This is a genomic window from Mycolicibacter hiberniae (assembly GCF_010729485.1).
Classification (GTDB): domain Bacteria; phylum Actinomycetota; class Actinomycetes; order Mycobacteriales; family Mycobacteriaceae; genus Mycobacterium; species Mycobacterium hiberniae.
The window spans coordinates 40,641-62,408 of the sequence record NZ_AP022609.1; the positions used below are offsets into that span (position 1 = coordinate 40,641).

Here is a 21,768-nt window from a genome sequence, read left to right on the forward strand (position 1 = left end):
CAATGACCAACCCCTCGACGGCACAGGCCCGCATCGTCGTCGACGAGCTGATTCGCGGTGGCGTCCGCGACGTGGTGCTGTGCCCGGGATCACGCAACGCGCCGCTGGCGTTCGCACTGCACGACGCCGACCGGGCCGGTCGGCTGCGGCTGCACGTGCGCATCGACGAGCGCACCGCCGGCTATCTGGCGGTCGGGCTGGCGGTGGGGGCGGGCGCGCCGGTGTGCGTGGCGATGACCTCGGGCACGGCAGTGGCCAACCTGGGACCGGCGGTGGTCGAGGCCAACTACGCCCGGGTCCCGCTGATCGTGCTGAGCGCCAACCGTCCCTACGAGTTGCTGGGCACCGGCGCCAACCAGACCATGGAACAACTCGGCTACTTCGGTACTCAGGTGCGCGCCACGATCAGCCTGGGTCTGGCCGAGGACGCCCCCGAGCGCATGGCCGCCCTCAATGCCACGTGGCGGTCGGCGGTGTGCCGAGTCTTGGTCGCTGCCACCGGATCTCGGACCGCCAACGCCGGACCGGTGCAGTTCGACATCCCGCTGCGCGAGCCGTTGGTGCCCGACGCCGACGACACGGGATCGCTACCGCCGGGCCGACCGCACGGGCGTCCCTGGACACTGACCCCGCCGGTCAGCTTCGACCAGCCCGTGGATATCGACCTGACCCCGGACACCGTGGTGATCGCCGGGCACGGCGCGGGGCGCCACCGGAACCTGGCGGCGCTGCCCACCGTCGCCGAACCCACCGCTCCGGCGCCGGAGAATCCGCTGCACCCGCTGGCGCTACCCCTGCTGCGCCCGCAGCAGGTCATCATGGCCGGCCGGCCCACCCTGCACCGCCCGGTGTCGAGCCTGCTGGCCGACCCCACGGTGCCGGTGTACGCCCTGACCACCGGCCCGCGCTGGCCGGACGTCTCGGGGAACTCGCAGGCCACCGGTACCCGGGCCGTCACCTTTGGGGAACCCGACCCGGCTTGGCTGCGCCGCTGCGCGGAGCTGAACCGGCATGCCGAGGCCGCGGTGCGTGAGCAGTTGGCGGCGCACCCGCTCACCACCGGCCTGCACGTGGCCGCTGCCGTGGCCGCCGCACTGCGCCCCGGCGACCAGGTGGTGCTCGGCGCTTCCAACCCGGTACGCGACGCCGCCCTGGTCGGGCTGGGCAACGCCGTGGACCGCGGCGGTATCACCGTACGGTCCAACCGCGGCGTGGCCGGGATCGACGGCACGGTGTCCACCGCGATCGGCGCCGCCCTGGCACACGAGCGGGGCAATCCCGACGCGCGCACCCTCGCGCTGATCGGGGACCTGACGTTCGTCCACGACAGCTCCGGGTTGCTGATCGGGCCCACCGAGCCCACACCGCAGCAGCTGACGATCGTGGTGTCCAACGACAACGGTGGCGGCATCTTCGAGCTGCTCGAGCAGGGCGACCCGAGGTTCGCCGATGTCTCATCTCGGGTCTTCGGCACCCCGCACGATGTCGACGTCGCCGCGCTGTGCCGCGCCTATCACGTCGAGTTCTCCCAGGTCGAGGCCGAAGCCCTGCCCGCCGCACTGGCCGAACCCGCCGGCGGTGTGCGTGTGCTGGAGGTCAAAGCGGACCGGTCGTCGCTGCGGTCATTGCATGCCGCTATCAAGGCGGCGCTGTGAGGCTGCCCGATTATCGGTCCACCCGGGCCTATCGAACCCTGAAACCGTTGGTGCACGGCCTGATCTGGGGGGACGGCGCCCTGCCCCGCAACTCGCCGGCGGGCCGGGCGCTGCGCTGGGCGCGCATCGGCGTGCTGATCATGGTGACGCTGGTGACGCTGCAGTCGCTACTGCTGGTCGCCGGCGCCTGGCGCAACGACATCACCATCGAGCGGGACATGGGCGTGGCCGAGGCCGAAGTGCTCAACGCGGGCTTTCGCCGTTCCACTATCGAGTTCGTGACGCCGGAGCGGATCACCTACCGCCCGGAGCTCGGTGTGCTCTATCCCTCGGAGTTGGCGACCGGGATGAGGATCTACGTCGAATACAACAAGGCCGACCCGGATCTGGTGCGGGTCCAGCACCGCACCGCGGTGCTGGCCGTCATCCCGGCCGGCTCGGTCGCGGTGATCGCGTGGCTGGTCGGGATCGCGGCGCTGGCGGGGTGCAATCTGGCCGAACGACGGTGCGCCAGGACCCGGTCGGTGATGCGGCGCTCGGGTGGCCGGGGAACGCCGAGCGGCTAGCGCTGTTGCACGAGCTGGTCGAGCCAGCCGGTGTCGTCGGTGTCCACCACCGTCCTGGTGGTCAGGTCATACACCGTCGGGGTGCCGGGGCTGGCCGGGTTCGCCGCCAGCAGCTGCACGCGGTTGAAGGCGTTCATCGACGTGGTGTCCACGGCCGGCTGCGCGGCGGCGATGCGCTGCACCACGTGCTCGGGCAGGCCGCTTTCGCCGGCGGTGGCGGCGATCTCCGCCACCTCGGGCGTGCCGCCCTTGCGGTACAGAGCCGTCACGAACGTCTGGTAGGCATCGGCCGACGTGGCCGGGTCGGTCGCTGCCATCAGGGCGTTGCCGACTCGGGCGGAGATGTCGTTGTGGCGACGGGCATCCAGAAACGTCATCCACCGGTAGGTCACCGCCACCTCGCCGTCGGCCAGGTGCCGGCCGAGAGCCTCACCGAAGGCCGCTTCGAACTTGGCGCACTCCGAGCACTGCGCGTCGCAGAAGATCTCCAGCTGTACCGGGGCGGCGGGCGCGCCGGCCAGCACGCCGAAGTGATCGGCGCTCAGCGCCGTACCGGGCCGGTCCGGTTCGGCTGCCGCCGGACCCGACAGGGACCCGCCCAGGACCGCCAGCGCTGCGAATGTGCCTAGCAAAGACCGCATTCCAGGAACCCTATCGGAGGCGGGTACCGTCGGTCGGGTGAGCCGCGCGAGCCTGGACAAAGATCCGCACGCCGTGGCGTCGATGTTCGACGGCGTCGCCCGGCGTTACGACCTGACCAATACCGTGCTGTCGCTGGGCAGAGACCGCTCCTGGCGGCGGGCCACCCGGCTGGCCCTGGAGCTGCGGCCCGGCCAACGGGTGCTCGACCTGGCCGCGGGCACCGCGGTGTCGACGGTGGAGTTGGCCCGCTCCGGTGCCTGGTGTGTGGCAGCCGACTTCTCGGTCGGGATGCTGGCCGCCGGTGCCCGTCGCGCGGTGCCCAAGGTCGCCGGGGACGCCACCAGGCTGCCCTTCGCCGACGCCGTGTTCGACGCCGTGACCATCAGCTTCGGCTTGCGCAACGTGGTCGATCACACCGCGGGACTGCGGGAGATGGCCCGGGTGACCCGGCCGGGCGGACGGCTGGTGGTCTGCGAGTTCTCCACCCCGACTGTGCCGGTGTTCGCCACCGCCTACAAGGAGTATCTGATGCGCGCGCTGCCGGCGGTGGCGCGCGCCGTGTCCTCCAACCCGGAGGCCTACGTCTACCTCGCCGAATCGATCCGCGCCTGGCCGGATCAGGCCGCGCTGGCCGAGCAGATTCGCGCCGCGGGCTGGTCGGAGGTGGGCTGGCGCAATCTCACCGGCGGGATCGTCGCGCTGCATTCGGCCCGCAAACCGCTGGAGTGATGCGCCCCGCCCGGGCGCTGTTCAGCCCAGGTGTGCCGAGAGCAACCACCCGGCAGCGGACTTGCGCCCGCCCGGCTCGTCGCGCAGAGGGACGCCACCGAAGCCGGGGAAGTCGTCGGGGAACACCGCGTGCAGGCGGGCCGGCTTGATCTCATCGACCACCCAGTACTTGGAGACGACGTCGCGCAACTCGTCGGAGGTCACCGCGAACGGGGGGCCTTCGGGAATGGCGGCCTTGTCGAAGACCAGCACGAAGTAGGACGCCCCGGGGGCGGCCGCCCGGGCGATGCAACGCTGGTAGCCCTCCCGGGCCTCCATCGGGATCGAGTGGAACAGCGTGCTGTCGACGATGGTGCCGAACCGGCCGTCGTAGCCGGAGAACGCGCTGATGTCGGCGACCTCGAAGGTGGCGTTGGTCAGTCCCCGCCGGGCCGCCTCGCGCCGGGCCAGGTCGATGGCGGTGGGCGAACTGTCCAGGCCCACGGTGGTGTGGCCCCGTTCGGCCAGGTACAGCGAGATGGCGGCTTCGCCGCATCCGACGTCGAGGATGTCACCGTGGAACTTGCCCTCGGCGATCAGTCGGGCCAACTCGGGCTGGGGCTCCCCGATGCTCCACGGTGGTTTGGCGCCAGCCCCGAACTGCTCGGACTCGCCCCGGTAGGCGGCGTCGAACTGCAAGTCCATGGAATCGCTGGAATCGCTCATCACCCCGGTATAGCAACGCCCGTCGCGTACGTCAACGAGGTTGATATGCAGGTGGTCCCGCGCGCACGCCGCTAGGAGAACGGGCGGCGGCGGTCGGCCAACCGGGACAGTCGTCCCCCGCCGCGCCAGGCCCGCGCCACCAGATCCGCGTCGTCGTCGGTGACCAGGTTGGCCATCACCCGCACCGCCACCCGCATCAGCGCCGTCGAGCGCATCGCCACCGGGCCGCTGGCGGGCAGGAAACGGGGGAACGTCAGCAGCAGCGCCAGCCGCCGCGCCACCGAGAACCCGCGAGCATAGTGGGCGGTCAGCAGGGCCGGCCAGGCCTGGGAGAGGTCGCCCGCGCCGGCATCGCCCAGCAGTTCGACGGCCAGCCGCCCGGTCTCCAAGCCGTAGTCAATGCCCTCGCCGTTGAGCGGGTTCACACACGCCGCGGCGTCACCGATCAACATCCAGTTGGGTCCCGCGACGCCGGAGACCGCACCGCCCATGGGCAGCAGCGCGCTGGCCGGTGCACGCACCGGGCCCTGGAAACCCCACTCCTCGCGGCGCAGGTCGGCGTAGTAGGACATCAGCGGTCGCAGCGCCACATCGGCCGGCCTCTTGACGGTGGCCAGCGCGCCGACGCCGATGTTGACCTCGCCGTTGCCCAGCGGAAAGATCCAGCCGTAGCCCGGCAGCACCGCGCCTTCCGGCGAACGCAGCTCCAGATGCGAGGTCAGCCACGGCTCGTCACTGCGCGGCGAGGCCAGATAGCCGCGGGCAGCCACCCCGTAGACCGTCTCCTGGTGCCATTGGCGGCCCAGCACCCGGCCCAACGTCGAGCGTGCCCCGTCGGCGACGATCAACGTCCGGCAGGCCACCTCGGCGCCGTCGGCCAGCACCACCGCGCGCACCCGACCCGACGAATCGTGTTGAACGCCGAGGGCCTTGACACCCAGCAACATCCGGGCGCCGGACTCCTCGGCGACCTTGCGGATGCGCTCATCGAGTTCGGTGCGCGGCGCCGCGCTGCTGCTCGACGGGAAGCTTCGACCGGGCCAGGGCACCTCGACATGGCCCCCGAAGCCCGTCAGCCGCAGGCCCCGGTGCCGGATGTGGCTGTCCAGCCACTCGCCGAGGCCGAGCAACTCCAGTTGCTCGACCGCACGCGGGGTCAGGCCGTCCCCACACGGCTTGTCCCGGGGGAAGCCGGCCGAATCGACCACCAGCACGTCGTAGCCGGCCCGAGCTGCCCAGGCGGCTGCCGCCGACCCGGCCGGTCCGGCGCCCACCACCACCACATCAGCCTGCGAATTCACAGTGACCAGTATGTTGGACCCGTGAGGACACCGGCGAGCGTGGTGGCGGGGCTGGATTTCGGCGGCCTGGGGGACCCGGGTTTTGCGGGCCGAGTCCGTGACGGCGTCGCCCGCATCGAAGACCTGATGGACACCGAGCTGCGTGGCGGAGACGGCCTGATGACCGAGGCCGTGACCCACCTGTTCGAGGCCGGCGGAAAGCGCTTCCGTCCGCTGTTCACGGTGCTGTCAGCCCAGCTGGGACCGGAGCCGGACGCCTGGCAGGTGACGGTGGCCGGTGCGGTGATCGAGCTGGTGCACCTGGCGACGCTCTACCACGACGACGTGATGGACGAGGCGCAGATCCGCCGCGGGGCGCCGAGCGCCAACGCGCGATGGGGAAACAACATCGCGATCCTGGCCGGTGACTACCTGTTCGCGACGGCCTCGCGGCTGGTCTCGCGGCTGGGCCCGGATGCGGTGCGCATCATCGCCGAGACCTTCGCGCAGCTGGTGACCGGACAGATGCGCGAGACCCGCGGGGCCGCCGAGGGCGTGGACGCGGTAGAGCACTACCTCAAGGTGGTCTACGAGAAGACGGCCTGTCTGATCTCGGCGTCGGGTCGTTTCGGCGCGACGTTCTCCGGTGCCGACGACGACCAGATCGAGCGACTGGCCCGGCTGGGCGGGATCGTGGGCACCGCGTTCCAGATCTCCGACGACATCATCGACATCGACTCCGACCCCGACGAGTCCGGCAAGCTGCCCGGCACCGATCTCCGTGAGGGCGTCCACACGTTGCCGGTGCTCTTCGCGTTGCAGCAGAGCGGGGCAGACGCCGACCGGCTGCGCGAGCTGCTGGTCGGGCCGGTCACCGACGACGCGGCGGTGCAGGAGGCGCTGGGACTGCTGCGGGCGTCGGCCGGCATGGTCAAGGCCAAGGAGACGGTGGCCGACTACGCGGCGCAGGCGCGTGTGGAGCTGGCCGCGCTACCCGACTGTGTCGGGCGGGCGGCGCTGGCCGGCCTGGTCGACTACACCGTGAACCGGCACGGCTGACCACAATTGCGGAACTCCTGGGAGGTCGGCGGCGTTTAATGAGCACGACCGAGGTTCTCCAAGGAGGAAGTCGATGACCTGGCACCCGCACCACAACACGGCAAAGACGTTCTTTCTGCTGTTCGTGATGTCGGCGTTGATCGTTCTGGTGGGCAGGGCGTTCGGACCCCAGATGATGTGGGTGGCGGTGTTGTTCGCCGTGGCGATGAACGCCTACACCTACTTCAACAGCGACAAGCTGGCGCTGCGGGCGATGCGGGCCCAACCGGTGACGGAGGTCCAGGCGCCGGAGATCTATCGGATCGTGCGCGAGTTGGCCACCACGGCGCACCAGCCGATGCCCCGGTTGTACGTCAGCGACACCAACGCCCCCAACGCTTTCGCCACCGGCCGCAACCCGCGGCACGCCGCGGTGTGTTGTACCAGCGGGATCCTGCGCCTGCTCAACGAACGTGAGCTGCGTGCGGTGCTGGCCCACGAGCTGTCGCACGTCTACAACCGCGACATCCTGATCTCGTGTGTGGCCGGGGCGCTGGCCTCGGTCATCACCGGTTTGGCCAATATGGCGATGTTCATGGGCAACCGCCGCGACGGCAATCCGCTGGCGATGCTGCTGGTGGCGCTGGTCGGTCCGCTGGCCGCCTCGGTGGTGCGGATGGCCGTGTCGCGGTCGCGGGAGTACCAGGCTGACGAATCCGGCGCCGTGCTCTCAGGCGACCCGCTGGCGCTGGCGTCGGCGTTGCGCAAGATCTCCGACGGTGTGCAGTCCGCGCCGCTGCCGCCCGAGCCCGAGCTGGCCAGCCAGTCGCACCTGATGATCGCCAACCCCTTCCGGGCGGGCGAGAAGGTCGGTCAGCTGTTTGCCACCCACCCTCCGATGGCCGACCGGATTCGCCGGCTGGAGGCCATGGCCCGCGGTTAGGGGTACCGACCCGCCGAGGCGGCCAGTCCGGTCAGTTCCGGCTCAAGGGCGCATCGTGGAGGTGCAGATCGGTGTGCCCGGCCGTTCCCGGGACCGCGCCGTCGCCCGGTGTGCAGGTGCTGCACGCGGCGGCCAGGATCGGCGGGGTCTCGTCGAAGGCGTACACCATGCCGCCCGTCGCGCGATGCTGGTCCTGCCAGTCCGCCAGGGCCTGCTCAGCCGCATGGTCGAGGTAGGTGGTCGAGACCTCCAGGCGAACCCGCGCCCCGACCGGGATGTTCGCCAGCACGCCGGTCAGCTTCGGCAACGCCAGGAAGGTGCAGGCGCCCGCCACGCACACGTGCCACTCGTCGCCCACCTGCTCGGCGGTGACCTTGACCCGCAGCACCCGCCAGCCGGTCAGTGCCAGCGCCAGGACCAGGCCGATCAGCACGCCTTCGAGCAGGTTGAGGAAGACCACGCCCAGGATGGTCACCAGATACACCGCGATGTCACCGGAGTGCCAAGCGGTTTCGACGTGCACCAGTTTGATCAGCTGAATACCGATGGTGATCAGCAGGCCGGCCAGCGCCGCGCTGGGGATCTTGTCCACGATTCCCGCGAACGGCAGTGCGAACAGCAGGATCCAGACGCCGTGCAGGAAGGCCGACGCCCGCGACTTCGCGCCGGCGGTCACGTTGGTGGCACTGCGCACGATCACCCCGGTGATCGGCAGGCCGCCCAACATTCCCGAGGTGACGTTGGCGGTGCCCTGCCCGATCAGTTCGCGGTTGAAATCGGTCCGCGGACCGGTGTGCATGCGGTCCACCGACACTGCCGAGAGCAGGCTCTCCACGCTGGCGATCAGCGCCACGGTCACCACTCCGATGACGGCCGCGGTCCACTTGCCGTGCGGCAACTCCGGCAGCTGGATCGCGTCCAGCAACGACCCGTCGAGGGTGATGCGCTGCACGTCCAGGGAGAAGATCAGAGACAGCAGCGTCGCCCCGGTGATCGCGACCAGCGGGCCCGGAATGCGGCCCAACGGCCCCCGCACCGATCGCCAGGCGAGCATGGTGACGATCACCAGGATTCCCAGGATCGGCTCGGGGCCCTGGGCGTCGATCACCGCATGGGGCAGACCGATCACGTTGTCCCAGGCCGAGCTGGCCGACTTCCCGCCGAGCATCACGTGCAGCTGCTGCAGTGCGATGGTCACACCGATCCCGGCCAGCATGGCGTGCACCACCACCGGCGAGATCGCCAGGGCGGCCCGCGCGACCCGGCTCAGCCCCAGCAGCACCTGCAGGATGCCCGCGCCGACGGTGATCGCGCAGGTCACCTTCCAGCCGAAGCGGGCCACCAAATCGGCCACGACCACCGTCAGTCCGGCCGCCGGTCCGCTCACCTGCAGCGGAGATCCGCCCAGCACGCCGACGACGAGGCCTCCCACGATGGCGGCGATGAGCCCGGCCAGCACGGGCGCACCCGAGGCGATGGCAATGCCCAGCGACAGGGGCAGCGCCACCAGGAACACCACCAGGGATGCCGGAAGGTCATCGCGCAGAACTGACCGTGACCAGGCCTTTCTCTGGTCTGCGGCGTGGCCGGCGCGGCGAGCGATCAGCATCGAGGTGGACCTCTGCTCTTCGTAGGGTTTTGCTGAGACCCCGTGAAGCTATTCCATGCGCATTACCTGTGATCGAATACGACATGTCCATTAAGTAAACAAAGGTTACCGCGTCGGCATCAGATGTACAGGGTTCACACAGCCATAATCCGGGTTACCCAGTCAGAATCCCGTGCCCTCCACCTCGTGACCAGGAGTTTCGGCGATCAGCCCGCGATAGGCCTGCTCCACCGTCGAGCCGTGGTTGATCACGCCGTCGACCTCGCGGGCGATCGGCATGCTCAGCCCGTACTGCGCGGCGAACTTCATGATCACGCTGGCCGCGCGGACGCCCTCGGCCACCTGGTTCATCGACGCGATGATCTCGTCGATCGTCTTACCGGCGCCCAACTGCTCGCCGACATAGCGGTTACGGCTGCGCTGGCTGGTGCAGGTGACGATCAGGTCGCCCATTCCGGCCAGACCGGCGAAAGTGTCGCGGGCCCCGCCCATCGCCTCGCCGAGCTTAGACATCTCCCGCACCGATCGCGACATCACCATCGCCCGGGTGTTCTCCCCGATCCCCAGCGAATAACCCATGCCCACCGCGATCGCGTACACGTTCTTCAACGCGCCGGCCATCTCGACCCCGACCACGTCGTCACTGGTGTAGACCCGGAATCGCTTGGTGCGGAACAGCGATGCCAGTACGCAGGCCAGGTTCGGGTCGGGCATGGCCAGCACCGCGGCCGCGGCGTAGCCCTCGGCGACCTCGCGGGCGATGTTCGGGCCGGCCAGGATGCCGGCGGGATGCCCCGGCAGCACCTCGTCGACGATCTGCGACATCCGCATATTGGTGCCCTGCTCAAGGCCTTTGACCAGTGACACCACCGGCACCCAGGGGCGCAGCTCCGGGGCCAGCTCTTCGAGCACGCTGCGGAAGCCGTGCGAGGGGACCGCCATCACCACGACGTCGGCGCAGTGCGCGGCTTCGGCGAAGTCGGTGGTGGCGCGCAGTGTGCTGCTGAGCTCCACTTCGGTGCCCAGGTAGCGGCTGTTGCGGTGGTTGTCGTTGATGTCAGCGGCCGTCGATTCCGATCGGACCCACTGCAGCGTGGGCGCGCGGCGAGAGCAGATGGAAGCCACGGTGGTGCCGAAAGATCCACCGCCGAGCACAACGACATTGGGGGTACGAGTAACAGGCATGAGCGACAGCGTATTGCCGTCGCCACGGCCACACCTGCCGTTTGGGGCAGTGGTTTCGGCGCGCCCGCCCCAGCCGGCGGGGCCGCCGGCGACGGCGGGCTATCCGGCCAGCGGAATCGGTTCGCCGGGCCGCCCGAACACCATCGACTCGGCGATGCGGTCGAAGCGAAAGTCCAGGGCGTCGGCGAAGTAGTTCTGCCGCACATTCCAGGGCCGCTTGGTGCCCGAGCGTGGCAGCGCACGCGGTGCCCGCAGCACATAGCCGGCTTGGATGTCCCAGGCCGGCTTCTCGCCCATCGGCGTGTCGCCGCGGTGCGGGTAGGCGTGGGTGTAGCCGCGAGAAGCCATGTAGGCCATCAGCTTGGCGGTCGCTCGGGCGGTGATGTCGGCGCGCAGCGTCCACGACGCGTTGGTGTAGCCGACGCACCAGAACAGGTTCGGTACGTCTTCGAGCATGTGCGCCTTGTAGACGAAGCGATCGGTGGCTTTGATCTCTGTGCCGTCCAGGCTGATCCGCACGCCGCCGAGCGCCTGCAACTGCAGACCGGTGGCGGTGATGATGATGTCGGCGTCCAGATGCGTCCCGGACTGCAAGACGATGCCGGTGGCGTCGAAGCGGTCGATCCGGTCGGTCACCATCTCGACCCGCCCAGCGCTGATCTCGGTGTAGAGATCGGCATCGGGAATCAGGCACAGGCGCTGGTCCCACGGTTGATAGGGCGGCTTGAAGTGGGTGTCGATGTCGTAATCCGGCGGCAGGTTCTGCACCGCCGTGCGGCGCAGCATCCATTTGAGAATCGGCGGCGTCTTGCGGGCCAGAACCCAGACGTAGCCCTCGGACAGCGCCATGGTGAGCCGCAGGATCGCGTGCGCCCAGCTGCGGGGAAACAGTTTGGCGACCACATCGACGAAACGACTGCCGCGGGTCGCCGAGATCAAGTAGGTGGGCGTGCGCTGCAGCAGGGTCACGTGCCCGGCGTCTTCGGCCAACGCCGGTACCAGCGACATCGCGGTGGCCCCGCTACCGATCACCACCACCTTCTTGCCGGTGTAGTCGAGGTCTTCGGGCCAGTGTTGCGGATGGACCACCGTTCCCGAGAACGTCTCCGAGCCGGGGAAGTCCGGGGTGTAACCGCTGTCGTAGTTGTAGTAGCCGGAGCCGAAGAAGACGAACCTGCTGCGGTAGGTCCGCTGGGTCCCGGCTTCGTCGGCGGTGATCGTCCAGGTGTCGGTCGCCGAATCCCAGTCGGCCGCCAGGACGTGATTGTTGAACCGGATGTGGCGGTCGATGCCGTACTTATGCGCGGTATCGGTCAGGTAGTCGCGGATCTCGTCGCCGTCGGCGACGCGTTCGCGCCCCTGCCAGGGTTCGTACGGCAGGCTCAGCGTGAAAATGCTGCTGTCGGAGCGCACACCGGGGTAGCGGAACAGGTCCCAGGTCCCGCCGATGCGCTCCCGTCGTTCCAGGATCACGTAGTTCACGCCGGGGTTGCCCTCGGCGATGCGGTAGGCCGCGCCGATCCCCGAGATGCCCGCTCCGATGATGACGACGTCCGCGACCTCTTCAGTAGTCACGGTCCCAGCCTAGGCACCGGGCGGGCTGCTGGGTCCGAGATTGCGCTACCGGTAGTTCACAAATTGCAGGGCGACATCCAGGTCGGCTCCCTTGAGCAACGCGATGACGGCCTGCAGGTCGTCGCGCTTCTTCGACGACACCCGGATTTCGTCACCCTGCACCTGGGACTTGACGCCCTTGGGACCCTCGTCGCGGATCAACTTGTTGATCTTCTTGGCGTGCTCGGCGTCGATGCCCTGCTTGAGGCTGCCGCTGACTTTGTAGGTCTTGCCCGAAGGCTGGGGCTCGCCGGCGTCGAACGCCTTCATCGAGATGTCGCGGCGGATCAGTTTCTCCTTGAAAACGTCGACCGCGGCCTTGACCCGCTCCTCGGTGGAGCTGACCAGCTCGATGGTCTCCTCACCCTTCCACGAGATGGTGGTGTCGGTGCCGCGGAAGTCGAACCGGGTGGCCAATTCCTTGGCGGCCTGGTTCAAGGCGTTGTCGACCTCCTGCCGGTCGACCTTGCTGACGATGTCGAACGATGAATCCGCCACGAGACCTTGTCCTCTCCTCGAGTTGTGCGGGCCGTTTGTGTTGTGGGTACATCCTCGTTGTAGTCTGCTAGGCGCGATGAGGCAGGTTGCCCGAGCGGCCAATGGGAGCGGACTGTAAATCCGTCGGCGCAAGCCTACGCAGGTTCGAATCCTGCACCTGCCACCAAGGTCAGGCCCCCGGTTTTTCCGGGGGCCTGATTTGGTTGTGCGGGACCCGCAGGCCGCGGCGAGTAGCGTGGTCGCCAGGGGAAACTCGGGGCGGAAGCGGGGCGGCGATGCGCACCATCGCATTGGAAGAGCACTTTCTGACCGGCGAACTCGCCCACTACAGCGATGCGACCCGCGAGCTGGCCCAGCCCCAGATCTGGCGGGAGACCGCCCCGCGGCTGACCGATCTGGCCGAACAGCGCCTGGCGGACATGGACCGCGCCGGTGTGGACATCGCGGTCCTGTCGTTGACCGCGCCGGGAATTCAGGCCGAACCCGATCCGCAACTGGCGGTGGCCCGCGCCGCCGAGGTCAACGACTTCCTGGCGGGACTGGTGGCCGCCAACCCGGGCCGGTTTCGGGGATTCGCCGCATTGCCGTTGCAGGACCCGGAGGCCGCGGCCAAGGAGCTGCAGCGTGCGGTCGAGCAGCTCGGGCTGTGCGGTGCCCTGGTCAACGCGCACACCGGCGGGGTGTACCTGGACGCACCGCCCCTGCGGGTGGTGTGGGAGCGCGCCGAAGCGCTGGACGTCCCGCTGTACCTGCACCCGGCGAACGGTTTCGACACCCCGCACGTCATCGCCGGCCACCCGGAGCTGATCGGACCGATGTGGAGTTGGGGCACCGATACCGCCACCCACGCGCTGCGGATCATCTTCGGTGGGGTGTTCGACGACTTCCCCGGAGCCAAACTGCTGCTCGGGCACATGGGCGAGAGCCTGCCCTATTCGCTGTGGCGGCTGGACTCACGGTGGGACTGGCACCGACACCACGGTGTGCAGCTCGCGCTCGGGCATCCCTCGCACTACCTGCGCCGCAATCTCTACGTGACCACCAGCGGGGTGTGCGACAACCCGCCGCTGTTGTGTGCGCTCGCCGCGCTGGGGCCCGAGCATGTCCTGTTCGCCACCGATTACCCGTACGAGGACATCGACGTCGCCACCGCCTTCCTGGCCGGTGCGCCGATCTCCGAGGCCGACCGCGCCCTGATCAGCCACCTCAACGCCGAGAGCCTGCTGCACATCGCCGATTGACGCGGGCCCTGATCGCCTTGGGGCACGGGCGGTCCGGGGTGGTTCAGGCCGACGCCGTCGCGGTGGTCAGGCCGGCCTCGATCGACTGGCACAGTAACTCCCGGTGGTGCGTGGCGTCGCCGGAGAGCATGGCGTCGACCCGGGCCCGGCGCAGGTACAGATGCAGGTCGTGTTCCCAGGTGAACCCGATGCCGCCGTGCAACTGCAGTGCCTCACCGGCGATCCGGTTCACCGCGTCGGAGACATAGGCCTTGGCGATGCTGACCGCCCGGTCGGCCTGCGGATGTGCGGCGTCGAGGGCCATCGCCGCGTAGTAGGTCGCGGCGGTGCTCGCCTGGGACCAGATCCGCATGTTGGCGCATTTGTGCTTGACCGCCTGGAAGCTGCCGACGGGGCGGCCGAACTGGACGCGATCCTTGACGTATTCGGTGGTCATGGCGAGCAGTCGTTCACCGATCCCGACCATCTCGGCGCAAGTCAGGGCCGTGGCCAACAGCAGCGACCGGGTGATCGCACACTGGGCCTGATCGCCGTCGGCGATCAGCGACGAGGCGTCCAGCCGCACCTGGTCAAAGCGCACGTCGCAGTAGCTGCGCGTGACGTCGAGAGTCTGCTGGCGCTCGATCCGGATTCCGGGGGCGTCGGCGGGAACCACGAACCGGGCCGGCCCGGTGTCGAGGGCCGCGTCGACGATCAGCACCTGCGCGCTGTCGGCGTCCTGGACGCTGACCTTCGATCCGGTGAGGGTGAAGCCGTCGGGGCGTCGTTGCGCGCGCGTCGTGATGCCGGCCGCCGACCAGGGCCGGCCGAACTCGGCGAAGGCCCAGGTGGCGATCACGGTTCCCGCGCAGATCGCCGGCAACAGTGCCGAGCGGTGCGCATGGTCGGACCGGCCCAGCGCGTCGGCCGCCACCACCACCGGCAGGAACGGGACGCAGCCGAGGCCCCGGCCCAGTTCTGCGGCGACCAGCGCCAGCTCGACGGTCTGCTGGCCGAGCCCGCCGTCGTCTTCGGCCACGCCGAGGGCGGGCCAGCCGAGTTCGGTGCCGCGCCGCCACAATTCGGGATCGAACCCGTGCGCGGTGTCGATGAGGTTCCGGGCCGTCTCCACCGGGAACTTGGTCGCCAACAGGGAACGAGTCGAGTCGACGATGCCGCGCTGCTCGTCGGTGAGCTCGAAGTCCACGGGCCGCTCCTTAACGCGAGATGCGCAAACAGGTTGGGGATTGAAAATCCGTTACCGAAGATACAGGATACTGATTAAGCTTAATCCTGGCGCGACGAACCGGAGGCAACGTTGCATCTCGGGCAAGACACCGAACTGGACGCGTTGCGAGCGCGGGTACGAGATCTTGCGGCCCGGTACGCGCCACCGCGCAACAAGCACACCGGGGTGCGCGCGCCGGAGGCCCACGAGATACCGGCGCTGCGGAAATGGACCGGACTGCTGTTCGAAGAGCAGTTGCTCGGGGTGCACTGGCCGGTCTCCTACGGCGGGCTGCCGGACGCCCATCCGCTGCACGAGTCGGTGGTCACCGACGAGCTGATCAGGGTCGGCGCGGCCGGCCCGGTCGGCGGCGGCCTGCTTGCCGCAGCGGCGGTCATCGCCTCGGGAACCGATGAGCAGAAGGACTACTTCCTCCCGCGAATCCGTACCGGGGAACACATTTGGTGCCAGTTGTTCAGCGAACCCGACGCCGGCAGTGACCTGGCCGGGCTGCGCACGCGAGCCACCCGCGACGGCGACGACTTCGTCGTCGACGGCCAGAAGGTGTGGACCACCAACGGGCAGCACGCGGACTTCGGTTACCTGTTGGCCAGGACCGATCCGGATGCCCCCAAGCACGCCGGTATCACCGCGTTCGCGCTCGCCATGGACACCCCCGGTGTGTCGGTGCGCCCACTGCGCGAGATCACCGGCACCGCCGACTTCAACGAGGTGTTCCTCGACGCGGTGCGGATCCCCGCCGGGCAGGTCATCGGTGCGGTCAACGCGGGCTGGGCGGTCACCACGACCAGTCTGGCGCACGAGCGCTCCAGCGCCGGGGCCGGAGCGTCGCTCTTCGGGGCGCTGGACAGGCTGGCGGCCCTGGCCGGCGCGGTCCCGCGGGGCGGACGGCGGGCCATCGATCACGACGACGTCCGGCAGGCGCTCGGCGGCTTCGTCGCCGACGTGCATGTCAACGCGCTGGTTTCAGCGCTGGGCGACAGCCGATCGCTGCACGGCACCGGCGATGCTGCCGATGCCCCGATCTCGAAGATCCTGTTCAGCGAGATCAACCTCGCCTTGCACGAATACGGCATGCAGTTGCAGGGCCACGACGGCGTGCGGATCGAAGGCGATGCGCAGGTCTACGACGAGGGCTGGTGGCAGGACGCCTTCATGTACGGCCGTGCCTTCACGATTGCCGGCGGCACCAACGAGGTGCTGCGCAATCTGATCGCCGAGCGTGCGCTCGGCCTGCCTCGCTGACCGATCGAGCAAAGGAGACACCATGCCGTTGCAGGACTGGATGAAAGTCATCTCGGTCGACGACCACGTCATCGAACACCCCTTGGTGTGGCAGGACCGGCTCTCGGAATCCGAGCGTGCCGAGGGCCCGCAGATCATCGAGACCGCCGAGGGCCACCATGTGTGGCGCTACGAGGGACAGTTGTATCCGCAGATCGGCCTCAACGCCGTGGCCGGCAAGCCGCCCGCGGAGTACGGCATGGAGCCGGTGCGCTACGGCCAGATGATCCCCGGCTGCTACGACCCGGACGAGCGCCTCAAGGACATGGACATCGACGGTATCCACGGGGCGCTGTGCTTCCCGTCGTTCCCGGGCTTCGGCGGGGGAGTGTTCCAGCGCGCCAAGGACAAGGACTTGGCGCTGTCGTGTGTGCGGGCGTGGAACGACTTCCAGGTCGAGGAGTGGTGCGCGTCGGCTCCGGGCCGGTTGATCCCGTTGGGGATCCTGCCCACCTGGGACCCGCAGTTGGCCGCCGCGGAGGTGGAGCGGCTGGCGCAGATCGGTACCCGGGCGGTGTCCTTCCCGGACAGCCCGGTGCCGCTGGACCTGCCGTCCTTCCACCATCCCACCCACTGGGAGCCGGTCTGGGACGCGCTCGAAGCCGCCGACATGCCGGTCTGCCTGCACTTCGGCTCCGGCGGTTACGTGCCGGGATTCCCCGCCCGCAACCCGTCGCCCGAGGACACGGCGCCGTTCGCGGTGGCCATCGCCACCTTCTCCACCAACCTCATGTGGAGCACCGCCGATCTCGTCTTCTCCGGCATGCTGCAGCGGCACCCGAATCTGAAGTTCATGTTGTCCGAGGGCGGAATCGGCTGGATCCCTTACCTGCTGGAGCGGATGGACTACACCTGGGAGCGGCACCGGTGGTATCAGAAGATCAGCCGCACGGACCGTCCGTCGGATCTGTTCCGCCGGCACTTCTGGGGCTGCTTCATCGACGACGAACACGGGGTCGCGTCCCGGGATGCGATCGGGATCGAGAACATCCTCATCGAGGTGGACTATCCGCACTCGGACTCCAACTGGCCCAACAGTCGCAAGAGAATCGCCGAGACACTACGCGAGGTGAGCGACAGCGACGTACACCGGATCGTGGAACTCAACGCCCGCGAGCTGTTGCACCTCGGTGACCGATGATGGACTCCAGCGGGGGGCGTCCGGAGACCGACGACTATGACCTGCTGACCTTCGGTGAGGTCGCGGCGCGGCTCACCGAGGTGCTGGCCGCCGAGACCGCAGAGCTGGAAAGGCTACGCCGCCAACCCAATCCCGACCAGGCCGCGATGCGGGGAATCGAACAACGCATCGAGCGCCTGAAAGCCGGCGCCCAGCGCTACAGCGAGGAGCAGCGAACCAACAGCGCGTTCGTCCGCCGATACGGCTCACTGACCGCCTCGTCAGACGATCGTCCGCCATGGCGTTGACCAATCGGGAAAACCGGGGAGGGAACCGCCGATGACAGCGGAGCTCCCCTCCCCGCTGGGGGAGGTCCGGGAGTGGACGCACGGCTACGTCGAGCGCCATCCCATCGCATCGCTGAAAACCGTGGGCAGCCAGGCCGCTCTGGGCGTGCGGGCAATGCAATACCTGTTCATCGACATCATCGAGCGCCGGTTCGCCTTCCGTGAGTTCGTCGAGCAGGCGACGTTCATGGCTTCGACCGCGATGCTGCCCACCATGTGCGTGGCCATCCCCATCGGGGTGACGCTGCAGATCCAGTTCGCGCTGCTCGCCGGCCAGGTCGGTGCGACGTCGCTGGCCGGCGCGGCCAGCGGGCTGGCAGTCATCCGGCAGGGCGCCCCACTGGTCGCTGCGCTGCTGATGGCGTCGGCGGTCGGCTCGGCCATCTGCGCCGACCTGGGCTCGCGCACCATTCGCGAAGAGGTCGACGCGCTTGAAGTGCTGGGTATCTCGGCGATCCGGCGCCTCGTCGTGCCGCGCTTGGCCGCGGCGATCACCGTCGGCCTGGCGTTGACCGGTCTGGTGAGCTTCATCGGTTTTCTGGCCGGCTACCTGTTCAACACCTTCGCCCAAGGCGGAGCCCCCGGGAGCTTCGTGTCGACGTTCGCGTCCTTTGCGACCGTCGGGGACCTCGTCGTGACCCTGATCAAGTCGGTGGTCTTCGGTGCGATCGTCGCCATCGTGGCCTGTGACAAGGGATTGACCACCAAGGGTGGTCCCGCGGGGGTGGCCAATTCGGTCAACGCCACCGTGGTGGCCTCAATTCTGCTGCTGATGGTCACCAATGTGCTGTTCACCCAGATGTACGTCCTGATGTTCCCGAAGGCGGCCCTGTGATGGCCGCCCCCTATCTGCCTCCCGGAGTTCGGCCACTGCTCGGCGCCACGACCGCGGTGGCGAACACCGTCATGCGGCTCGGTCACATGCTGACCTTCTTCGCGCACGCCGTCGCGGGAGTGCCGGTGATGCTGACGCGATACCGCAAGGCCTTCCTGATCATCCTGTCCGACGTCAGCTGGGGCAACGGGTCGATTGTGGTGGGCGGCGGCACCGCGGGAGTGATCATCGTGCTGGGGGCCACCGCGGGCGCCATCGTCGGCATCGAGGGGTACCAGGCCCTGCACCTGCTCGGGATGGAACCGGCGGCGGGCCTGTTGTCCTCCACGGTGTCGACCCGAGAGCTGGCGCCGATCATGGCCGCCCTGGCCTTCGCGGCGCAGGCCGGTTGCCGCTTCACCGCTCAGCTCGGTTCGATGCGCATCTCTGAAGAGATCGATGCGATGGAATCACTGGCCATCCGGCCGATCCCGTACCTGGTGACCACCCGGCTGGTGGCCTCCACGCTGGCGATCATCCCGCTGTACATCTTGTGCCTGGTGGTCAACTACGCGACCGTGAAGACCATCGTGACGTTCGCGGGGGGCCTGTCCGGCGGCTCCTTCGAGCATTACTTCGGCTTGGTGCTGACCGGCACCGATGTCGTGTACTCGGTGATCAAAGCCGTGGTCTTCGTCCTCATCACATCGACCATCCAGTGCTATTACGGCTACTTCGCAGCCGGCGGTCCGCAAGGAGTCGGGGTGGCGGCCGGCCGGGCGATGCGGGCCAGCATCTCGGTGATGATCATCGCGAACCTGCTTCTCACTGTGGGTCTTTGGGGGATCGGATCGGGAGCAAGGCTGGGGGGATAGGCATGCAGCAGATCGAATCGGCGCATCGGCAGCTGGCCGGCTGGCGCCTGTTGCTCCGGGGGCTCGCCGTGCTGACCGGGGTGCTGCTGCTCGCCGGAGTGGCGATCGCCAAGTCGCAGGGCGCCGTCTCCGAGCACGTCGCCGTCACCGCCCTGCTCACCGACGTCGGCGACGGCCTGCCCAAAGGCTCCGACGTCAAGTTCCGCGGCGCGCTGGTGGGCTCCGTCGCGAAGGTGACACCGGCGCTGGGCGGGCGACCCAATGCCGCGGAACTGATCATCGACCCGCACTTCGCACCGGGAATTCCGGCGACGGTGACTGCTCGCGTGGTACCCAGCAATGTTTTTGCGGTCTCCTCAATCCAACTGGTGGACAACGGACCGGCCAGCGGGCTGCGCAGCGGCGCCCGGATCGTTCAGGATCAGAGCCTGGCCACCGTCCAATTCCAGACCGTGCTGACCAAGCTGCGCGAAATCCTCGGCGCGATCGGCCGGCCCGACTCCGGCGACTCGATCGGCGTGCTACAGGCCGTCGCGGAAGCCACCGGCGGCCGCGGCGACACCCTCACCGCCGCCGGTGGCGGCGCCAAGCGGATCGTCCGGCAGCTCAACGAGGTGATGCAGGCCCAAGGCTCGGCGTCCACCGTCGGCCAGCTCACCGACGCGTTGACGGGCCTGCAGACAGCTGCGCCGGAGCTGCTGGAGACGGTGCACCAGATGGTCGTGCCCATGCGGACCCTGGCCGAAAAACGGCAGGCGCTCACCGACTTCCTGGCAGCCGGTAACACCACCACGGGATCGATGGCGGAAGCCTTCGTCAACAACACCGACCGGATGATCGTCATCACCACCCAGCTCTCCCCGGTGCTCGGTGTGTTGGCCGACGCCGGTGGCGAGTTCGCTCCCATGGTCACCCGGATGAACAACGTGGTGAACAGGTTCTTCGACCACGTCTGGCGCTCGGATCGCCACACGGCGGTGGGCAAGTTCCTGCTGGTCATCACCCCCAACCGGATGTACACCCGCGGGGACTGCCCGCGCTACGGCAGCCTCGAGGGCCCCAGTTGCCAGACCGCGCCGCTGTCCGCCGATCCGCCATTGCTTCCGCAAGCCATCGATCCCCGCAACTATCCGCTCGCGCCGGAGCTGACCGGCGGCGGCCCGGGTTTGGTGGGCGGTCCCGAGGAACTGGCGAAACTGACCGAGATCCTCGGCCCGGACACCAACCCGGCCTCGGAGCTGCTCTTAGGTCCGGTGCTGCGCGGAACCACCGTGCAGATGATCCCCGAACCGGCAGCGCCCCCCGGCGCGCCGGCCGAAGCCACGCCTGCGGGCCCCACCCAGGCAGGTGGCTCATGAGTGGCCACCACCGCCGGCTGCTGGGGCTGTGCACGTTTCTGGCCGTCTGCTTCGCGCTCACCTGGACCGTTTTCGTCACGCTGCAACGCCAGGTCGCCGGCCCGACGACGCCGTATGCCGCGCTGTTCACCGATGTCTCCGGCCTGAAAGCCGGTGACGACGTCCGCATGGCCGGAGTCCGGGTCGGCCGGGTCGAGGGCGTGACCCTGCAGGGTGAGCTGGCCCGGGTCGACTTCCGCATCGAGAAGGCGCAGCCGCTCTCGGGCGACACCAGGGCCTCGATCGACTACCAGAACCTGGTCGGCCAGCGCTACGTGGGTCTGTCGCTGGGCACGTTCGACAACCCCGGGGTGCTGCGGCCAGGCACGGTGATCCCGGTCGAGCGCACCCAACCGTCATTCGACATCTCGCACCTGCTCAACGGATTCGAGCCGTTGTTCGCCCTGCTCAACCCCGAGGAGGTGGACAACCTCACCTCCGCGGTCATCGCCTCGATGCAAGGGGATACCGGCGCGATCACCCAACTCATCGCCGACACCACCCAACTGGCCCAGGCCTACTCCGGCACCGATGAACTCCTGGACCCGGTGTTGACCAACCTGAGATCGGTTCTCGAGTCGGTGGCCCGGCGCGGTGGGGACGTCGAGTCCAGCATCTCCTCGGCCAAGGACATGTTCCACGGGTTTGCCGCCCGGCGTGCGGAATTCGTCACCTCCCTCGACCAGGTGTCGGTGGTGGGGCAACGTCTGGCCAACGTGATCGGCGATATCCAGCCCGACCTGCGCGAGTTCGTGCAACGCGAGCCCGGGTTCGCCAAGCACTTCATGGACAACAAACAGGGATTCGCCTACATGGGCTTCAACATTCCGCTGATGCTCAAGGGTCTGGCCCGGATGAGCCAAGAGGGGTCTTATCTCGACATCTACGCCTGCAACATCACGGTCAGCGAGTTCCCCCGCATCGACGCCCTGATCGACGCCATTCTGCGCAACGGGACACCAAGCGGGGCAAAACAATTCAGTGCGAAATGCAGGTGA

General features: G+C 68.6%; 21 protein-coding genes and 1 tRNA gene. 14 read left to right on the forward strand and 8 right to left on the reverse strand.

What is annotated here, in order from left to right; all coding sequences use genetic code 11:
- Nucleotides 1-2 precede the first annotated feature (2 nt).
- Both menD and G6N14_RS00215 read left to right on the forward strand, forming a co-directional pair.
- On the forward strand, nt 3-1,655 hold the full coding sequence (menD, locus tag G6N14_RS00210; RefSeq protein WP_085136630.1) for a 2-succinyl-5-enolpyruvyl-6-hydroxy-3-cyclohexene-1-carboxylic-acid synthase: 1,653 nt from the start codon (nt 3-5) through the stop codon (nt 1,653-1,655).
- A 47-nt stretch (nt 1,656-1,702) separates the two neighbouring features.
- On the forward strand, nt 1,703-2,221 hold the full coding sequence (locus tag G6N14_RS00215; RefSeq protein ID WP_085136765.1) for a DUF3592 domain-containing protein: 519 nt from the start codon (nt 1,703-1,705) through the stop codon (nt 2,219-2,221).
- Here the strand turns inward: G6N14_RS00215 and G6N14_RS00220 are convergent.
- Nucleotides 2,218-2,862 (reverse strand): DsbA family protein, encoded by a 645-nt coding sequence (locus tag G6N14_RS00220; RefSeq protein ID WP_085136631.1) that lies wholly within the window; start codon nt 2,860-2,862, stop codon nt 2,218-2,220. The genes G6N14_RS00215 and G6N14_RS00220 overlap by 4 nt on opposite strands.
- Nucleotides 2,863-2,899: 37 nt before the next feature.
- On the opposite strand from G6N14_RS00220, the gene G6N14_RS00225 reads away from it, so the two are divergent.
- The gene (locus tag G6N14_RS00225) at nt 2,900-3,592 is read left to right on the forward strand and encodes a demethylmenaquinone methyltransferase (protein WP_085136632.1); all 693 of its coding nucleotides are present in this window, start codon (nt 2,900-2,902) and stop codon (nt 3,590-3,592) included.
- A 21-nt stretch (nt 3,593-3,613) separates the two neighbouring features.
- On the opposite strand, the gene G6N14_RS00230 is transcribed toward G6N14_RS00225, so the two are convergent.
- Together G6N14_RS00230 and menJ are read right to left on the reverse strand one after the other, a co-directional pair.
- Nucleotides 3,614-4,297 (reverse strand): class I SAM-dependent methyltransferase, encoded by a 684-nt coding sequence (locus G6N14_RS00230; RefSeq protein WP_085136633.1) that lies wholly within the window; start codon nt 4,295-4,297, stop codon nt 3,614-3,616.
- A gap of 71 nt (nt 4,298-4,368) precedes the next feature.
- Nucleotides 4,369-5,598: a menaquinone reductase MenJ gene (menJ, locus tag G6N14_RS00235; RefSeq protein ID WP_085136634.1), complete on the reverse strand. Its 1,230-nt coding sequence runs from the start codon at nt 5,596-5,598 to the stop codon at nt 4,369-4,371.
- 21 nt (nt 5,599-5,619) lie between these two features.
- Between menJ and grcC1 the strand changes: the two genes are divergently transcribed.
- A complete protein-coding gene (grcC1, locus tag G6N14_RS00240; RefSeq protein WP_165756894.1) occupies nt 5,620-6,636 on the forward strand; it encodes a nonaprenyl/(2E,6E)-farnesyl/geranylgeranyl diphosphat synthase in 1,017 nt (338 codons plus the stop codon).
- 73 nt (nt 6,637-6,709) lie between these two features.
- On the forward strand, nt 6,710-7,558 hold the full coding sequence (gene htpX / locus G6N14_RS00245) for a zinc metalloprotease HtpX (RefSeq protein ID WP_085136635.1): 849 nt from the start codon (nt 6,710-6,712) through the stop codon (nt 7,556-7,558).
- Nucleotides 7,559-7,589: 31 nt separating this feature from the next.
- On the opposite strand, the gene G6N14_RS00250 is transcribed toward htpX, so the two are convergent.
- The 4 genes from G6N14_RS00250 to G6N14_RS00265 all read right to left on the reverse strand — a co-directional run bounded on the left by G6N14_RS00250 (nt 7,590) and on the right by G6N14_RS00265 (nt 12,464).
- Complete coding sequence (locus G6N14_RS00250) at nt 7,590-9,167, reverse strand: SulP family inorganic anion transporter (RefSeq protein ID WP_085136636.1); 1,578 nt, start codon at nt 9,165-9,167, stop codon at nt 7,590-7,592.
- Nucleotides 9,168-9,329: 162 nt separating this feature from the next.
- A complete protein-coding gene (locus tag G6N14_RS00255) occupies nt 9,330-10,352 on the reverse strand; it encodes an NAD(P)H-dependent glycerol-3-phosphate dehydrogenase (protein ID WP_085136637.1) in 1,023 nt (340 codons plus the stop codon).
- A 99-nt stretch (nt 10,353-10,451) separates the two neighbouring features.
- The gene (locus tag G6N14_RS00260; protein ID WP_085136638.1) at nt 10,452-11,927 is read right to left on the reverse strand and encodes a flavin-containing monooxygenase; all 1,476 of its coding nucleotides are present in this window, start codon (nt 11,925-11,927) and stop codon (nt 10,452-10,454) included.
- Nucleotides 11,928-11,972: 45 nt separating this feature from the next.
- Entirely contained in the window at nt 11,973-12,464 is a 492-nt protein-coding gene (locus G6N14_RS00265) for a YajQ family cyclic di-GMP-binding protein (RefSeq protein WP_085136639.1), read from the reverse strand.
- Nucleotides 12,465-12,544: 80 nt separating this feature from the next.
- Between G6N14_RS00265 and G6N14_RS00270 the strand changes: the two genes are divergently transcribed.
- Nucleotides 12,545-12,630, forward strand: a tRNA-Tyr gene (locus G6N14_RS00270).
- A 109-nt stretch (nt 12,631-12,739) separates the two neighbouring features.
- Entirely contained in the window at nt 12,740-13,705 is a 966-nt protein-coding gene (locus G6N14_RS00275) for an amidohydrolase family protein (RefSeq protein WP_085136640.1), read from the forward strand.
- A 43-nt stretch (nt 13,706-13,748) separates the two neighbouring features.
- Here G6N14_RS00275 and G6N14_RS00280 read toward each other — a convergent pair whose 3' ends face one another.
- Nucleotides 13,749-14,891 carry an acyl-CoA dehydrogenase family protein gene (locus G6N14_RS00280; protein WP_085136641.1) on the reverse strand — a complete coding sequence of 381 codons (1,143 nt, stop codon included), beginning with the start codon at nt 14,889-14,891 and terminating at the stop codon, nt 13,749-13,751.
- Between the two features lie 111 nt (nt 14,892-15,002).
- Here G6N14_RS00280 and G6N14_RS00285 point away from each other — a divergent pair, with 111 nt between their 5' ends.
- Genes G6N14_RS00285 through G6N14_RS00315 form a run of 7 tightly spaced genes read left to right on the forward strand, consistent with a single transcriptional unit; the run spans nt 15,003 to nt 21,768 of the window.
- Complete coding sequence (locus G6N14_RS00285; protein WP_085136642.1) at nt 15,003-16,178, forward strand: acyl-CoA dehydrogenase family protein; 1,176 nt, start codon at nt 15,003-15,005, stop codon at nt 16,176-16,178.
- A gap of 22 nt (nt 16,179-16,200) precedes the next feature.
- Nucleotides 16,201-17,358: an amidohydrolase family protein gene (locus G6N14_RS00290; RefSeq protein WP_085136767.1), complete on the forward strand. Its 1,158-nt coding sequence runs from the start codon at nt 16,201-16,203 to the stop codon at nt 17,356-17,358.
- Entirely contained in the window at nt 17,358-17,645 is a 288-nt protein-coding gene (locus tag G6N14_RS00295; protein WP_085136643.1) for a hypothetical protein, read from the forward strand. Before G6N14_RS00290 ends, G6N14_RS00295 begins: the two co-directional genes overlap by 1 nt.
- Before the next feature lie 31 nt (nt 17,646-17,676).
- A complete protein-coding gene (locus G6N14_RS00300; protein ID WP_085128139.1) occupies nt 17,677-18,519 on the forward strand; it encodes an MlaE family ABC transporter permease in 843 nt (280 codons plus the stop codon).
- Complete coding sequence (locus G6N14_RS00305) at nt 18,519-19,373, forward strand: ABC transporter permease (RefSeq protein WP_165756895.1); 855 nt, start codon at nt 18,519-18,521, stop codon at nt 19,371-19,373. Before G6N14_RS00300 ends, G6N14_RS00305 begins: the two co-directional genes overlap by 1 nt.
- A gap of 2 nt (nt 19,374-19,375) precedes the next feature.
- On the forward strand, nt 19,376-20,731 hold the full coding sequence (locus G6N14_RS00310) for an MlaD family protein (RefSeq protein ID WP_085136645.1): 1,356 nt from the start codon (nt 19,376-19,378) through the stop codon (nt 20,729-20,731).
- Nucleotides 20,728-21,768: an MCE family protein gene (locus tag G6N14_RS00315; protein WP_085136646.1), complete on the forward strand. Its 1,041-nt coding sequence runs from the start codon at nt 20,728-20,730 to the stop codon at nt 21,766-21,768. The genes G6N14_RS00310 and G6N14_RS00315 overlap by 4 nt, the downstream gene beginning before the upstream one ends.

Coding starts and splice junctions, on each gene's coding strand:
- menD (WP_085136630.1), top strand. CDS start 3: ATGACCAACCCCTCGACGGCACAGGCCCGCATCGTCGTCGACGAGCTG.
- G6N14_RS00220 (WP_085136631.1), bottom strand. CDS start 2,862: ATGCGGTCTTTGCTAGGCACATTCGCAGCGCTGGCGGTCCTGGGCGGG.
- G6N14_RS00230 (WP_085136633.1), bottom strand. CDS start 4,297: ATGAGCGATTCCAGCGATTCCATGGACTTGCAGTTCGACGCCGCCTAC.
- htpX (WP_085136635.1), top strand. CDS start 6,710: ATGACCTGGCACCCGCACCACAACACGGCAAAGACGTTCTTTCTGCTG.
- G6N14_RS00250 (WP_085136636.1), bottom strand. CDS start 9,167: ATGCTGATCGCTCGCCGCGCCGGCCACGCCGCAGACCAGAGAAAGGCC.
- G6N14_RS00255 (WP_085136637.1), bottom strand. CDS start 10,352: ATGCCTGTTACTCGTACCCCCAATGTCGTTGTGCTCGGCGGTGGATCT.
- G6N14_RS00275 (WP_085136640.1), top strand. CDS start 12,740: ATGCGCACCATCGCATTGGAAGAGCACTTTCTGACCGGCGAACTCGCC.
- G6N14_RS00290 (WP_085136767.1), top strand. CDS start 16,201: ATGCCGTTGCAGGACTGGATGAAAGTCATCTCGGTCGACGACCACGTC.
- G6N14_RS00295 (WP_085136643.1), top strand. CDS start 17,358: ATGGACTCCAGCGGGGGGCGTCCGGAGACCGACGACTATGACCTGCTG.
- G6N14_RS00300 (WP_085128139.1), top strand. CDS start 17,677: ATGACAGCGGAGCTCCCCTCCCCGCTGGGGGAGGTCCGGGAGTGGACG.
- G6N14_RS00305 (WP_165756895.1), top strand. CDS start 18,519: ATGGCCGCCCCCTATCTGCCTCCCGGAGTTCGGCCACTGCTCGGCGCC.
- G6N14_RS00310 (WP_085136645.1), top strand. CDS start 19,376: ATGCAGCAGATCGAATCGGCGCATCGGCAGCTGGCCGGCTGGCGCCTG.
- G6N14_RS00315 (WP_085136646.1), top strand. CDS start 20,728: ATGAGTGGCCACCACCGCCGGCTGCTGGGGCTGTGCACGTTTCTGGCC.